11 protein-coding genes are annotated in these 15410 nt (G+C 36.0%); 3 read left to right on the forward strand and 8 right to left on the reverse strand.

The window, feature by feature from the left end:
- Positions 1-160 precede the first annotated feature (160 nt).
- Positions 161-1477 (forward strand): site-specific integrase, encoded by a 1317-nt coding sequence (locus MWU82_RS20745; protein WP_247097767.1) that lies wholly within the window; start codon positions 161-163, stop codon positions 1475-1477.
- A 97-nt stretch (positions 1478-1574) separates the two neighbouring features.
- Here MWU82_RS20745 and MWU82_RS20750 read toward each other — a convergent pair whose 3' ends face one another.
- The 6 genes from MWU82_RS20750 to MWU82_RS20775 all read right to left on the reverse strand — a co-directional run bounded on the left by MWU82_RS20750 (position 1575) and on the right by MWU82_RS20775 (position 7731).
- Positions 1575-3008 carry a hypothetical protein gene (locus tag MWU82_RS20750; protein ID WP_247097768.1) on the reverse strand — a complete coding sequence of 478 codons (1434 nt, stop codon included), beginning with the start codon at positions 3006-3008 and terminating at the stop codon, positions 1575-1577.
- A 1-nt stretch (position 3009) separates the two neighbouring features.
- Complete coding sequence (locus MWU82_RS20755) at positions 3010-3918, reverse strand: RES family NAD+ phosphorylase (protein ID WP_247097769.1); 909 nt, start codon at positions 3916-3918, stop codon at positions 3010-3012.
- Positions 3919-4141: 223 nt separating this feature from the next.
- On the reverse strand, positions 4142-4726 hold the full coding sequence (locus MWU82_RS20760; RefSeq protein WP_247097770.1) for a hypothetical protein: 585 nt from the start codon (positions 4724-4726) through the stop codon (positions 4142-4144).
- 765 nt (positions 4727-5491) lie between these two features.
- Entirely contained in the window at positions 5492-6589 is a 1098-nt protein-coding gene (locus MWU82_RS20765; RefSeq protein ID WP_247097771.1) for a hypothetical protein, read from the reverse strand.
- A 1-nt stretch (position 6590) separates the two neighbouring features.
- On the reverse strand, positions 6591-7394 hold the full coding sequence (locus MWU82_RS20770; RefSeq protein ID WP_247097772.1) for a sigma-70 family RNA polymerase sigma factor: 804 nt from the start codon (positions 7392-7394) through the stop codon (positions 6591-6593).
- Positions 7395-7413: 19 nt separating this feature from the next.
- Positions 7414-7731 carry a hypothetical protein gene (locus MWU82_RS20775; RefSeq protein ID WP_247097773.1) on the reverse strand — a complete coding sequence of 106 codons (318 nt, stop codon included), beginning with the start codon at positions 7729-7731 and terminating at the stop codon, positions 7414-7416.
- Positions 7732-7902: 171 nt separating this feature from the next.
- Between MWU82_RS20775 and MWU82_RS20780 the strand changes: the two genes are divergently transcribed.
- Complete coding sequence (locus MWU82_RS20780; protein ID WP_247097774.1) at positions 7903-8313, forward strand: helix-turn-helix transcriptional regulator; 411 nt, start codon at positions 7903-7905, stop codon at positions 8311-8313.
- A 652-nt stretch (positions 8314-8965) separates the two neighbouring features.
- Here the strand turns inward: MWU82_RS20780 and MWU82_RS20785 are convergent.
- Together MWU82_RS20785 and MWU82_RS20790 are read right to left on the reverse strand one after the other, a co-directional pair.
- The gene (locus MWU82_RS20785) at positions 8966-9748 is read right to left on the reverse strand and encodes a hypothetical protein (protein WP_247097775.1); all 783 of its coding nucleotides are present in this window, start codon (positions 9746-9748) and stop codon (positions 8966-8968) included.
- A 1556-nt stretch (positions 9749-11304) separates the two neighbouring features.
- Positions 11305-11994 carry a GntR family transcriptional regulator gene (locus MWU82_RS20790; protein WP_247097776.1) on the reverse strand — a complete coding sequence of 230 codons (690 nt, stop codon included), beginning with the start codon at positions 11992-11994 and terminating at the stop codon, positions 11305-11307.
- A gap of 351 nt (positions 11995-12345) precedes the next feature.
- On the opposite strand from MWU82_RS20790, the gene MWU82_RS20795 reads away from it, so the two are divergent.
- The gene (locus MWU82_RS20795; RefSeq protein WP_247097777.1) at positions 12346-15408 is read left to right on the forward strand and encodes a SusC/RagA family TonB-linked outer membrane protein; all 3063 of its coding nucleotides are present in this window, start codon (positions 12346-12348) and stop codon (positions 15406-15408) included.
- Positions 15409-15410: the final 2 nt, after the last annotated feature.

Genomic DNA, 15410 nt, shown 5'->3' on the forward strand with positions numbered 1-15410 from the left:
ATACATTTTCTTTGATATCAAATGATATCATTTGTGCACACCTAATTCGGTGTGCAAATCGGTGTGCAACGGTTCACTGGAATTGTAGTAACTTGAAAGAACTTTAGGGTAGTATTTGACTTTTTTCCTTAGTGATCATTGTCTAACTAAAGCGTTTCAAATGAAAACAAACCAGACCTTTACGGTAATCTTTTTTACAAGAAAATCCAGGAGCGTAAAAAACCTCCTATCCATTTATGTGCGTATCACCATTTTGGGCAAACGCGCGGAGATCAGTTTAAAGCGAAAGATCGATGCAGGGCAATGGGACTGTGTCAAGGGCAGGGGCAAGGGCAGGTCGGAAGAGATCCGGAACCTAAATGCCTATCTGGACCAGGTGCAGGCCAAACTTCTTCAATGCCACGGCCAACTTGTCCAAGAGGACAAGATCGTGTCCTCCAACGCCATAAAAATGCGTTTTCTGGGTGAAGACAAGGTAAGCAGGACCTTGATGGACCTTATCGAATACCACAACGGGAACATGGTCCATGTCCTGAAGCCTGGCACCATGAAGAACTACTATACCACGGAAAAATACCTAAAACGGTTTTTAAAGAGCAAGTACAAACAGGAGGATATCCACCTGAAGCAGCTCAACTATCGTTTTATACTGGACCTGGAACATTATTTAAGGAAGTGCACGGACAAAAAGAAACAGCTGTGCCTTAACAATAATGGGGTGATGAAACATTTGGAACGGTTCAAGAAGATGGTGAACCTTGCCGTGAAATTGGAATGGGTAAATAAAAACCCCTTTGATAGGTTCCAATTGAAGTTCAACAAATTCGACCGGGTGTTCCTGACCCAAAGGGAATTAAGGCTTATAAAGGAAACGGAGTTCAAACAGGACAGATTGCAACATGTAAAGGACTGTTTTATCTTTTCGTGTTATACCGGACTATCCTATGTGGATGTAAAGGAACTTACTTGGGACAAGATCACCAAGGGAATAGACGATCGGAATTGGATCTATACCAAACGGGAAAAAACGGACGAGCTGGTCAAAATTCCTATTCTTCCCCAAGCTTGGGAGATTTTGGAAAAGTACAGGGATTACCCTACCCATAATGGATTGCTTCCCATTTGTTCCAACCAGAAGGTTAATACCTATCTCAAGGAAATATCAAGGGCATGCGGGGTCCATAAGAATATAACCTTCCATGTGGCCCGACATACCTTTGCCACGACCGTCATGTTGTCCAATGGAGTACCCATTGAAACGGTCTCAAAACTTTTGGGCCATACCAAATTATCCACCACACAGATATATGCTAGGGTAGTGGAGTCCAAGATAAGTGAGGATATCGAGAATCTGTTGTTAAGGTTCCAGGAAAGGGAGAATTATGGTGCAATTGAAAAGAAAGAAAAAAATGGGGAACTGGAGGCAAGTATAATCGACCCCAAATCTTACCATAACTTAACTGCGCATGGATCCTGATTCGATTTTATAGTGTTCGGGCGGATAAGCGTTAGGTAAAATCGAATTAGGGCGCATTGTACTCTTGTAAAAAATTGGTGATCTTTTAGGAACTGGACTAAGGCTTTTCGTAGGAGGTTTTGTTATCTGCTGGCTTTTCCGCTTCTAAATCCCAGTATAATTGAACGTAATTATTAACTGCGATTAATCTTAGAGTAATTTCGCCCATTTTCCACCTTCTACCATGCCATCTTCCATCATCGAATTCACTCATTTTAAAAAGACCATCACAATTGAGGTCAGGACCGAAAGTTTTTAATAACCGATTTACTAATTCTCTTACTTCTTTATCTATTATAAACCAATTAGTTGGCTTGTCTTGACTTAAAAATACAGACTGTTCTTCAGACTCGTCATTAGGATAGAACCTAACTAACTTATTAAAAAAACCAAATAGAAAGTATGGAAAGTAATATGTTCTATAATTTCCTGAATCAATTTCGGATTCATAAAAATCATCAGATTTTAAAAGGTTTTGAAAAATGTTCAAATCAATTTGTGGGTCAGTATTACTTAAATAATTTTTATGGTAATCTAGAAATTCCTCTGGTCTTTGAACCCTTGTATTTATGCTTAATTTCTCAAAAACCTTAAGGGTTTTCTTGTAAGACCTTTTATCATTGATAACATAGATATTGCATGTTGAGGCATATGCTGCGTGAAATGCATCTTCTGTCGTATTCTTAAAGGTTTCTTTTCTGCCTTTTTTAATATTAACTTTATCTTCTTGATAACCATGCATATCCAATTTTAGATATTCATTTGAGATATCATTAAACCATTTCGGAGCATGCTCCCCATTATTTATGAATTGGTCTGTAGTAATGCCAAGCTTATCATAACTCTTGGCGATTAAATCAAAAGGGTTTTCGTTATCAAAAATCTTATCTTTGTTAATACCCATACAATTTTGAATAGTCTGCCTTAATTCTTTGTAACCATCATTTTCATTGAGATTTACATTCATTTGAGAGAAACTCTCGAAAAAACCTCCCATTGTAGGATTGTCCTTTAGTCCAGGAAACATGTTTTCCATAATTCCGGCACTTTCGGGGTTTTCGAAAGCTTGTTTGAGTGAATCATCTAATGGTAGATTTTTAAGTAAGTCAAATAATGGTTCAACTAGCTTACTCGTTGCTTCATCTCCTTCGAAGGTTTTCATTAAACCTTCAATACTTAAATCTTTAAATGAATCTTTACTTTCAATTGTCTGTTCAAATAAATCTTTAGGTGGGTACTGTTCACAAACAATGCCCTTTCCATTATTATATAAACAATAGTTTTCTGTTAGTTCTGAAATGAACTCTAAGTCCGAGTCAATTAATTCTTTTTGTTTTTGATTTTCGCTAAAACTTGAAGATATATCCGTTATATGGGAGCTAGAAAAAGGTATGAATAAATCTTGATTATTTAGTATTATATCTTTTAACTCAGAATGTGCTCCATTTTTTATTTGAGATAATACATTCCAGTCAAAGTAAACTTTAATCATATCAACTCCCTTTTAGTTCTTCAATTGATTTAACTCCAATTTGCTCAAGAAGTAGTTTTTCGTGATTTTCTTTATCTACTAACTTAAACTCAGTTTGTTTTCCATCAAGTTCAACTATAGCATCATTTCCTATAATTACTTGGTCTTTTGATTTATATATAGAACATTCTCCAGCTACATACAACGCAAGTTTTTCAGTTGCTTGCGGTGTAATCGCTATATTAAATCCTTTTCCTGCTGTTCTTACACTTGGATAAAGTATTCCGTCCAGTCCTTTGCTAGTTATCTCCTCTGTGAAAATTGCTGAAATGATGTAGTCATAATCACTTTGAATATCTTCTTTTGCAAATTCGCTTGCTAAATAATCCTGAAACTTGAGAGATTTGTCTATTACCTCTTGAGGATATTGGGCAATAAAGCCTTTAAATGCATTTACTAATTCTCTAGTGTAATTACTTTCATTATAATAAGATTCATGATGAACAATAGCCATTAAATTAATATCTTCTTGAACAACCCAACGACCAAAAGATACTTTTTGAAATCCACTTTTGGTTTTGTCCCTTAGCATTGGTATCGTCTCAGTTATTCCAATTATTCGCATATTATTCAATTCTCCTTCTTCTAATTTATCAGGAACTGAAGTTGCATAGAACATAGTCTGGTTTGGTGTGCTTGCCCTTTGATAAGTTTTATTAAATTCCTGTGGTTTAAAAGACAAATCTGCTTTTTTTTCAAACCGTTCATTTTCTGCGTTCGGTCTCGCACGCATAATCGATTTTCCTTTATGAAATGTCACAATTACAGCACCTACTGGACCAACCTTGCTAAATAAGTATTTTATTTCGCTATGAGGATATTTGGATAAGTCGAGTTGTTTGAATTGTTCTATTACTTTATCGATTTCCATATGTTTTTTTAAGCTTTTAGATAACGGTTTAGCTCGTATGAGCAGTACAGGGGCAAATATGCAATTACTCTCCGTCACTCACCTAGCAAAATCTTTTGGTTTTGTTTTTTCTTTTTTGGCCAAAGCAATATCCAAAAGATTTTGCGGACTTCATAAAAATACACAAACCTTTCAGTTAAGACCGAAGCCCGTATTGTTTATAGGAGGTTTTGTTGAAAGTATTTTACTCCTCGGATACTATTCCTTTATTAAATTCTTTATAAGTTACTCCAAAAAGCGCAACATAATACGAGTCCATTTCTTTAGGGTATAGTTCAAGCATCAAGTTATGGTATTTTTGAATATTTCTACCGCGATTACTAAGTCCAGTTGTTCTTAGTAGGATGGTGTCTTTTTCTTTCGGGTTGCATATTACGAAGAAAGGGCTACTAATCTTTTCCGTATAATTTATGTCAAAGCCCTCCATCATTTTTTCAATACTCAACGTATCGTTTTTCAATTCGTATAGTACTTTTGGAAAGTATATTGTCGTATCGCTGGCTATTCTTTTTTTCTTAATTTGTAGATAAACTCTATCCTCCCGTTTGGTAAATTCAACTTCATCATATTCTTCCCAACCACACATCGATAGATTAACTCCTAGATGTAGTGTGTCATTGTTTTGCATTTTTGAAGCAAAATCATTGTAATCCTGAGCAATTTTGAAATCCGATTTCGCAAGTTCAATATTTTTTGATTCCGTTTTCCGTCTACATGCAAAAACAAGAGCAAACCCTAAAAGTAGTATTCCGATTTTTTTGTCTTTCATATTTTTGCTAACGTAATTGTATAGTAACTAGTGCTTATATATCCATTATAGGCTAATTTAGTATTTTTTTTGTCGCTTATGTACATTTGTTAAACTTGATCCACTTAATTCAAAACTATGCCTTCTTTGTGGAAATCTTCTTGTACAGGGAAGGACACCAATCATTTAAGAAACATGATGAATTTATGACCTCACAATTGAAATCATAAATATTGTGATTTTTAAGGTTGGGAATTTAGGACTTCGATGGTTGCAAAGTAGGAGGATAGAATTGGTACTCGCGTCAACAGGAAAACAAACAGAATACTGTTATAATTTAAACAAAATAAGTTCAGAATACTTACCCTTCATTTCCACTTAAATATTCAGCAAAACTTTTATGAATCCTTTAATGCAGAATGTTTTTTACGGTAAAAGCCATGAAAAAAATTCTAGTACTATAATTTTAAAAGGTTACAAGACTTTAATTTTCTTGCCAGATTGGGGTATAGGAATTCTGTTCACGAGAGACTGTTTTTGGCTTAAATTATGTCGTAATAACCATTTCCTTTCAATACACTCCCGTCGCCTTATGAAGAACGAATCGAAAGGAAATTCTTTTTTAAGCCCAAAAAAAATATGGGTTCAGATTAGGTTTGAACGGAAAATTAGTACTTCAATGGGATTTTTAAATAAGAAAACCCACGCCGTTGTATATGTTGTTCACATTTAGTGAGTGTCATAGACCTCACCTTACGAGTGTACAAGCACCCTCAAATAAATTTATCAACCAACAATTAGTTCAATTCCCGCTTTTTCTGCCTTGTATTTTATTTTGGTCATGAGCTCGTAATAGCTCCAGTTTCTCAATACAAATTCTTCCTTTTTAGCAATATTCATCTTATCATCCTGATTTAATAAAATGAGCGTTCCTGCCCGATGTTTAATGCAGAAATCAATTAACTTTCGGCTGTATACGTGTATACGATGGAGCACATAATCACTTTCCAATTTTCGAAGCCTGTCCACTGCTTTTAGTTTTTTTTTACGCCCTTTGCCCGATCTGGAATAGGTCGCGCCAATTTGCGCTCGTTTGTATGCTGCCTGTATCGCCAACCTCCTGTACAAAAACTCTTCCCTGGAACCAATGGTAAGTTTTGTTTTGCCGACTTTTACAATTATAGGGTATTCCAGGGACAGGGAAGCCTCCGCTATTAACGCCGGATCTAGACCGTTCCTTTCTTTTTCAATTTCAAATACTGCAAGCCAATAGGTTTTTCCATCTTTGAGTTTAATGTTTGAAGTGCAAAGCTTGATGTCCCCTTTGACCAGACGCTCCAAGAGTTTATGTTTGTCAGTGAAATCCTTTCCCAAATAGGTTTTAAAGGGAATGGAGAATAAGCGAAAACAAAATGCTTTTTTATCCGGATTATAGGATATCCGGCTCATGCTTTTGGGAGGGAACGGAAATGCCATTTCTCTTTTAAAATTCCGCAGGGAGCACTGCCCCTGCCAATATTCCGATTTGTTTTTATTAAAAGTGGATAAAAGGTTATTGTTCAGGCTCGATAAAATATCGGTAGGGATTTCTCCTTTAAAGCGATCGGATATCATTCGGTAAGTGGTATTGATCCGGGAACGTTGCAGGATGCCGTCTTCGTCATTTCTTTCATCGGCCAGTTTGTACTTGATCCCTTCGGAAAGATAAAAGAAGTCTTTGATCATTTCCTGTACGTACATGTGGGAGACAATAATGTTCGCCGCTCTAAAGCACCGATTTTGATACTGGTAGAGTTTGTCCAGTTTCTCCTTACGCTCTTCTTTGGTAGGCAGATCTATCAGTAACTGGATTCTTCTAGTGAGTTTAATAGTTGATTTTCCCATATTAAGCCAATTCTAATTTTACTTCCTGACGGACATTCGATAGCTTGTATGCCGCTATAAACTCTTTATGAACTTCTTTTTGGGGTAGGTTCAGGACTTCGGCAATAAAAGCAAAGGAATACTTCTTGTTGCACCGCAACTCCAATACTCTTTCCTGTTCCTCGGTCAATACTCTTGGGACTTTTACTTCATTTCCCGAACACTTTTGGTCATTTACACGACTGCTCCCAAAATGGATAATCTTTCTAATATCCTGAATAGCCTTTTTTACATCTTGACTGGTCTTGCTAATGCTTGTTCCCATTACCTCGGCAATGGCTTTATATTGGAAGCCATATTTTAAACAGAGGTTGATCAGATGTCTCCTTTCTGCGGTTAATAAAGGCAGTACAACTTTGATTTGGTCGAAGGCTTTTTGTTGTGACTCTTGATTTCGTAAATGTTCATTGTCATTAAGCGGATCATAGCCCAACATATAGTCCTGGTAATTATCGTAGCCTTCTATGGAATTAACTTTCCTAAAGAACTTGTTTTTTGGCTTGCTGTAGTATGAAATACATTCTCTTTTCATGACAAACCTTAAAAAGTAGAAGATATGCTTTGGGCTTTCTATATGGTCCCTATGGATCCATAGCTTTAAAAAGGCATCTTGAACCAAGGATTCTATTACAAATTCATCATCTATAAATCGCTTGCCCACCCAGAATATATTTCTGCAGTATGTAGCATGAATTTGTGCAAAGGCGGATGTGTCACCATTTTTTAACAGTTCAAAATTTTTTAGAAGGTGAATATTGTTCTTCATAGGTTTGATTTTTTGGCGATTATGATTCTCTAATAAAATGATTGATCTTTGGTCTGGGAACATGTTCTTTTACTTTGTCCCTAAAGGACATTCGCTCCCATACCGTTCCGTCATCCCTGCGAAATACTTCTTGGAAGCTATCCAGTTTTGATACCAGAAAGGATACCATGTTTCCGGGGATATGCACTTCTTCTATATCTTTGCATATAGTGTTCAGCTTAAGCAATAGATATCTGGGATGGCAATAGTTTTTTGATATAACGGTCCACTCAAAATATCTCACTATGGCTATAGGTTCCTGACCGTTTATCAAATCTTTTATTTCCGTGCTTTTCATTTTTTGAACTAACCTTGATTCTTTGCCATAAAGTAACAATGCTGTTTTGCGGTACCGAACCAAAACCATTGGTATGTTACCAAGTGGATTGGGTATTTTACCAATGATGTTTGAGGATTTTCCACTATCTTTACCTACACAACATATAGGATAAGTTATTATATTTGATATATGAGCACAGCAACAAAACCAAACCATATCGGCAGAAAGATTGGTCGTATCAGGGAATTACGCGGCATGAAGCAGGAAGCCTTGGCCATGGAGTTGGGCATTAGCCAACAAAGCGTTTCTTTATTAGAGCAAAGTGAAACTATAGAGGAAGAAAAACTGGAAAAGGTTGCCAAAGCCTTGGGCGTTACTGCGGAAGCGATCAAAAATTTTTCGGAAGAATCTGTACTTAATATAATTTCAAATTCCTTTCATGATAATTCTGTTTTGAATGGCGTTTTATACAATCCAACATTCAATCCTATTGATAAAATTATAGAGCAATCTGAAAAGATTGAGGAACTATATAAAAAATTGTTAGCTGCTGAAAAAGAAAAGAATCTCTATTTAGAGAAGCTATTGAACAAAAAATAGATTTCCTTTTTTACAGAGAGTATAGAATTTTATAACCATATCCGTTTTCATTTAAAAAGGAACCGGTTATGGTTTTCTTTTTTATTAAAGATCATAAGTTCTTTGCAACCATCGGGCGCAAAGCAAGATCGTCTTTGTGGCAACAAAGACACATCTTGAATTCTCTATTTGCCGTAAAAATTTGCCTAAAAATGGGGCTTTCGGAAGCTTTTGCCGTAAAAATCTATTATCAACATAGACTTTTTCGGATTAAATACTTGATTGTCAGTACAATATATACAGTAACACCGCTTTAGCGTGTTACCCTCTTGCTATTCCCCTTAGTTTTGTAAACACACTTTTCATAGAGAATGTTTTATGATATAAAGCACTTTTAATTGGTAACTTAATATCGGGGGAATACTCTCAATAATTGTTAACTGTGATCAAACTGCTAGGGGCGAATTATACGCTATTCAAAGCTCTTAGGTTAATCTTAATTATGATTACTGTCTCAAGTTTGGGCTCTTAACAAAGATTTGGTTGGAATCTATAATGACCCAAAAATAATAATGTTATTAAAAAAAATATGGCCAAAACCACGTCCAAAATATCCATTAGGATTATTGGGGCATTGGTACTGGCCATAAATAATTAATTACGCCAAAACGTTTTAATCATCCAATAAATCAATAAAATCCTTAAACCTATCCCTTAGCTCTTGGGCAATTTCATTATTGCCATCGGTGTCCACCGGACTTATTTCTATTGTACCATTATTGTTGCCATCCACGGCCTGAGATAGGTTGACGCCATTCACACTGTTGAACAACAGGCTTAGGTCAAATTCTATAGATAGGTTTTCAGTACCACTTGAAACGGTTATATCGAATTGAGGATCCTCAAAATCAAGTTCGAGTTCATCCTCGAAATTATGCCAAAAGACAAATGGAATATTGTTTATTGTACCTTTTATCAAGATAGACTTTTCAAAAAGTTCACTGGTCTCATCGGTACTTTTGTCAAATTTGAACTCAATTTCCTCATACTTGCCCATAGGTACAGATGCGGTAAGAAAGGATATTTCGCCTGCCAACAAATCAAGTTCAAAAGGGCCTTCCAATTCAATTTCATCCTCAAAATCGAAATAACCGTCATCATCCCATTGTTCGTTGTCATCTTCTTGGTCGTCAATGTCCAGTTCTAGCTCGAACTCCTTTAGGTTCAATAAGAAATCACTTAACACTACGGAATTTGTGGAGGCCTTATCCGTAGTGGCCGTTTTGCCTGTAGGGCTTACATAATTACTTTTGGCACTGATGGCCAATTGTCCATTTTTGCCCATGGGGTCATCCTTGGTACATCCTGTCAGACCAAGTAGGCCGATAACTCCGATACCAATAAAACGGAAGGTGTTTTTTGCACTCAACAATAAATTTGGGTCATTCGCATTCATAACTTAATTTTTTAAGGTTTTTAATATAACAACTGTTACGGATTAAACCCTACCTTTAATAAACGATTAATTACCTTTATTGTTACTAGGGGGTATTCAAACAGAAGGGAACCTCGGTTCCAAGTTATTATATATTTACGAGACTATTCTAATTTCAGGAAATATAAGCACTTTGATCTGCGGATATCAGGCAGGTCTTTGATATTTTCTTAGAGACAAGTCTAATATCAAGGAGAGGTGCCGTAATAACTCCTCTCTTTAATGCTTGATGAATTGTTCTAAATAACCTTTTCCAAGGGATTCCTAAGTGGCATTCGGGAGAACAAAAGTCTATACCCATTTTAATGATTTGTTCATGTATCAAATCATTATAAAAAAGTACTATCGCCCGATAGATAATTTTTGGGACATGAGTATCATGAATGGTGTTTTTAATAATAGCTGACAATTCTATGTATGGTTTTAAGGCCAAGGAAAATTTTAATTTTAATGGGTATTATTTGTACGTTTATAATTCAAAAGAACTACTAATGATATCTTTAGTGCCCTTAATTGGCTTAAAGAGTATACAATGAAATAATATTTCATAAACAAGTGTAAATGAGATTTTGTGTTTTGACAATTCTGTCTACGACATACATAGTCTATGTTTGTCATAATGACCCTGTATTGTTACCGTTAGCGGCAAAGGCCGCATTGGGAGTCGATAAAGTATTCGTTGAAGTATTACTGTGAACACCTGTATCTGTCAATTCGACCCAACTGGTCTCATTGAACATTTGCCATTGATAGAAAGTTACATTTTTAGCCGTAATTGAAATTGCTGCGATACAACCAGGGTAGGTTGCAGTCTTTATTAGCTGAAAAGTAATTGTTGGCAGTTATGAAGCTTCTTGAAAGTCTAAGTACCGTTGGGTTTGTTATTATCTGGTGTCGAGTGTTCATCAATAACACTTGTTTGATTAACCAAACCAATTCCTTAAAATACTGTGGGCAATGGGGTCAAAATACCATCATTATTATTATTATTATTATTATTATTATTATTATTATCGGGATCTCCATCATCTATAACCCTGGTAACATTGATGTCCCAGAATTCATTATGTCCTGATTTTAAGGAAAATCAGCCTACCCCCGAATTGGCCTCCCTGAATCGGGTGTTAAAAGGTTAATGATTTCAACAGATTTTTAACGGATATTATGAAAATTCATGTTTTAAATTAGTGGATCCTGGCCAGCCATTTACCCTTTTACTACCTACTATTTCGCTAATTCTCTAAATATACCAATGCATTTTACCATTGGCAATATCCCGTGTTAAAGCCATAATTACGATCTTGGTTCAAAAAAAACCGTATTTTGGGAGACTGTCACGTATGGTGTTGTGAGAGGTTTAAGGGGGATTCCCCTTTGCTTACTCGATTTACCCCCTTATTTTAGTTAACTCACTTTCATAGAGCTTTCTTTCAAGATAATTGATTCTAAATTGACTTGAGAAAATTGTTTGCATTAAAAGTGGGCCAAACATTTAATTATCCCACGGACCGAGGTGTTCAGACTCGCAATTGTTTATCATTATTTTTTTTCAATAATTGTTGTAAGAGAGGTGTTGAGGATCTTAAATGGTTTTCCAGAAGTTGACGAGCTAATTCTTTTTCATCTTCATAAATAGCTTTTAAAATTGAGATGTGTTCCGATAAAGCTAATGATGCCCTATTAGTGTCGTTTGCAGCTACACGTTGAAGGATTCGTATAAAGGGCCATAACGATTCGAATGTAAATACTATGAACTGGTTCTCACAAGAATCTATCCATAATCTATGAAGATTGGTGTCCACTTCAAGCGCCTTTTTGGTTAATGTCTTTCTTAAATTCGAATTTTGCACCGTAACTGATTTCTCTAATAATTTTTTGACTTTTATAGAACCGATTAAGATATCAATAGAATTATCGAAGGCCAAGAGCTCAAGGGCTATCCTAACCTCGGTCAGGTTAATCAGATCCTTTTGGGAATAATTTTTGACCAGAGGACGTTGATTGGGCCTAAGCTCAATCAATCCCATGGCAGCAGCACTTCTTACAGCTTCCCTGACCGGCGTGCGACTGACTTCCCATTTTAGAGCCAATTGCGTTTCACGAATAGGTTTTCCGGCAGGAAGTGTTCCACTAACAATTTCCTCCAAAAGTCTTTGGAGTAATAAATCGGATGTATCCCCAGAACGCTTTATTGTTTTTTTATCCATAAATTTTCACACAAGTGTATACACTTTATAAGATTATTGTTATATTGCGCTCCACAAAAGTGTATACACTTTAAAATTGCGGCGCTTTTAATGTAACAGTACAAAATTAATAATAAAAAATGATTGCCTATGCCTTAAACCAAATTTTGAAAATACATTCATCTTTTTTTTGGCTAATAAAAATGCCATAACCAGTTATTTGCAGGTCTAATTTCACTAAGCAACCTAATCAATAATATAAATAAAATGAAGGAAAAGCGATTAATATTACAGATTAAAAGGCAGAAAAAACATTGTAGACATTTAAAGACTACATGGATGTCTGTTTTTACAATTCTTACTTTCATAGGAATGGAAGCACATACTAATTCCTTAAATAATGAAAATTTATCAAGCGTAGAAAACATTGAAGAACAACTATCAGTCATTGGTACTATAAAGGATAGCGATGGTAACCCGTTGCCGGGCGCAAATATTTTAGAAAAAGGTACACTAAATGGGACTCAATCGGATTTTGAAGGTAATTTTTCTATATCCGTAACCTCACAAAATAGTGTACTAGCCTTTTCTTATCTCGGTTTTACTACTGTAGAGATAGCTGTAAATGGTAGAAATAGTATTGATGCAATTTTAGTCGAGAACATGAGCGGTTTGGATGAAGTAGTCGTTATTGGTTATGGAACTCAGAAAAAAGAAACCATATCTGGATCCGTGGCAACCGCAGAATTGAATAACCTCACACAAATTCCGGAATCTAACCTTTCCAATCTGTTGGCGGGTAGGATGAGCGGCGTATATGTTGGTCAGTCCACCGGAGTACCTGGTAGTTCATCAAGTATTAGGATAAGATCTCAATCTTCATGGAATTCTAGTCCTCCATTATATGTAATTGATGGAGTAATAAGGGATAAGTCAAGTTTCGATAGAATGGATGTAAATGAAATTGAAAATATTTCAGTCTTAAAAGACGCTGCATCAGCTGCAATTTATGGTTCTCGGTCATCTAATGGAGTTGTACTTGTTACTACCAAAAACGGGCATGTTGGTAAGACGAATATTAATGTTTCAATGAATTATAGTGTAGAAGAACCTACGTCACGAGCGAAATACCTAAGTGATCATGACAGTTATCTTTTAAATAATATTTTTTGGCAAAAACAAGCTGGGGCGAACTGGTTTGGTGAAGATGAAATAGAGATGTTCGCAGAAAAAGGGTATAGTTTTAACTATTTAGATTACCTCTACCGGAATCCTACAACCAAAAATACTTCATTAAGTGCCTCCGGAGGAAATGAAAAAGTAAAATTTTACATTGGAGGTACCTATTTCGAGAACGAAGCTTATTTACCTAATGTGGACTATAACAAGTACAATCTACGGGCAAAAGTGAATGCCAAGATTACCGATAACCTAACCATTGGCTTAAACCTAAGTTCCAACGTAGGAAAAGGGACCAGGTTTAATTCGAACAGAACTGATTTTAGTGATTGGTATGGAACTTTGGACACTTTCTTTTTTTATATACCGATAGAAATAGAAGGAAATTTAGTGGATCCCGAATGGCAAATGAGTATACCAGGTTTAATTAGGGATGGGGGCTATAAAAAAAATGAGGAAATTGGAATTGATGCATTGCTGGATATTACATATGAAGTTCCATTTTTGGAGGGATTATCCATAAAGACAACTTACAGTAAAAATTATATCAGTGATTTTAGCAAAACTTATTTTAAAAAGCACAAGCTATATAAATATGAGCGAACGGGTTCTACAGGTAAGGTTTACACCGAAAATTTGATTGGTGAAACTTATTCTCCTGTTCCTTCACGGGAATCATTAAGTAATAACTTCACTAAGTCTAATTCGTATCAATTAAATGCTCAAATTTCCTATGTACGTAGGTTTGAAAAACATAGTGTAAATGCCATTGCCATTTATGAAGAATATGATGGTGGAAATGCCAATTTCGGACTCGCGCGGTACGACTTCCCTCTTTTAACCAAGGATCAGTTTTTTGCCACTAGTAATAACGCGGAGGATTCTAGCGGAAATGGAAGCGAAAGTTATAACGGCCGTAAATCATATCTTGGCCGTGTAAATTATGAATTTGATGATAAATATATTTTTTCAGGCGCATTTCGAGCGGATGGTTCCATGCTATTTGCCCCAGATAAAAGGTGGGGGTATTTCCCATCGGCATCGGTAGCCTGGATAGTTTCTAGAGAGTCATTTTTCAGTAATCACTCTTCTCATATTCCTTTGCTGAAAGTTAGAGCCTCATATGGTTATACGGGCAATGATTCTGTGGGAGGTTGGCAATGGCAGGAGGCCTATTATAGTGCAGGACAATACTATCTCGGAAATTCAAATGAAAATGTAATTGGATATGGCGGAATAGTAAATAGCGATTTAACATGGGAAAAGTCGAGGTCCCTTAATGTTGGAGTTGATATTCTAACTAAACAAAATTTAGAATTGAATTTTGATTATTGGAAAAGGCATAGTTATGACATTTTAGGACGAAGGATACTTAATTTACCAACGACTTTCGGCGGAACCTTACCAGATGAAAATTACGGAATAATGGATTCTCAAGGGTTCGAAATTGGCCTAGCTTATAATACAGACATTGGAGCACTCAATTTTGATGCTCAGGCAAACTTTTCTTACGCAACAACCAACGTAAAACAAGCGGATGTAGCTGCTGATGCGCAAGATGTTGACAATCCCAATGGAAAACCTTTAGGCTATACTGCCACATACGTTTCGACAGGAATTATCCGAACCCAGGAAGAACTTGACGCACTGCCTATTGGGTATACCATTATGGGTGCACCACCTACTTTAGGGCATTTGAACTACGAAGATGTCTCTGGACCTGAGGGTGTACCAGACAATAGGATAGATGGATTTGATAGACAGATAATTTCAGATTTTAGTCAGGCCACGGCACCATTTTCAGCAGGGCTAAATCTTAATTTCAGATGGAAAGGGATAACTTTAAATACTTTCTTTCAATCTCTCTTTGGTTATCAAAAGCTATATACGGATCACTGGAACCGAGGATTTCCTTTAGATGCTCGACTTTATGCACATTGGGGGGATACTTGGACACCGGAAACTCCAAACGCTAATTATCCCATAATAACAGGACCGGGTCAACCGCCCAGTACTATGGCATCAGACTTTTGGTATGAAAATGGAGGATTTGTACGTCTGAAGAATTTATCTATTGGTTACGATCTACCTGCAAATTGGTTATCGGATATTAAAATGGAAAAAGCAACAATTTATGTAAATGGCACTAATCTTTTTTATCTGTCCCCTTTTAAATGGTATGACCCTGAAATTGGATCACAGGCCAGTTATCCAAATATGAGGAAGTTTAATATTGGTATAAATCTAACTTTTTAAAA

This window comes from Arenibacter sp. S6351L (assembly GCF_023016025.1).
GTDB lineage: Bacteria > Bacteroidota > Bacteroidia > Flavobacteriales > Flavobacteriaceae > Arenibacter > Arenibacter algicola_B.

Excerpts from the sequence above, each read along its gene's own strand:
- MWU82_RS20795 (WP_247097777.1), top strand. The coding sequence starts at position 12,346 with ATGGAAGCACATACTAATTCCTTAAATAATGAAAATTTATCAAGCGTA.
- MWU82_RS20775 (WP_247097773.1), bottom strand. The coding sequence starts at position 7,731 with ATGAAAAGCACGGAAATAAAAGATTTGATAAACGGTCAGGAACCTATA.
- MWU82_RS20780 (WP_247097774.1), top strand. The coding sequence starts at position 7,903 with ATGAGCACAGCAACAAAACCAAACCATATCGGCAGAAAGATTGGTCGT.
- MWU82_RS20790 (WP_247097776.1), bottom strand. The coding sequence starts at position 11,994 with ATGGATAAAAAAACAATAAAGCGTTCTGGGGATACATCCGATTTATTA.
- MWU82_RS20765 (WP_247097771.1), bottom strand. The coding sequence starts at position 6,589 with ATGGGAAAATCAACTATTAAACTCACTAGAAGAATCCAGTTACTGATA.
- MWU82_RS20755 (WP_247097769.1), bottom strand. The coding sequence starts at position 3,918 with ATGGAAATCGATAAAGTAATAGAACAATTCAAACAACTCGACTTATCC.
- MWU82_RS20745 (WP_247097767.1), top strand. The coding sequence starts at position 161 with ATGAAAACAAACCAGACCTTTACGGTAATCTTTTTTACAAGAAAATCC.
- MWU82_RS20785 (WP_247097775.1), bottom strand. The coding sequence starts at position 9,748 with ATGAATGCGAATGACCCAAATTTATTGTTGAGTGCAAAAAACACCTTC.
- MWU82_RS20770 (WP_247097772.1), bottom strand. The coding sequence starts at position 7,394 with ATGAAGAACAATATTCACCTTCTAAAAAATTTTGAACTGTTAAAAAAT.
- MWU82_RS20750 (WP_247097768.1), bottom strand. The coding sequence starts at position 3,008 with ATGATTAAAGTTTACTTTGACTGGAATGTATTATCTCAAATAAAAAAT.
- MWU82_RS20760 (WP_247097770.1), bottom strand. The coding sequence starts at position 4,726 with ATGAAAGACAAAAAAATCGGAATACTACTTTTAGGGTTTGCTCTTGTT.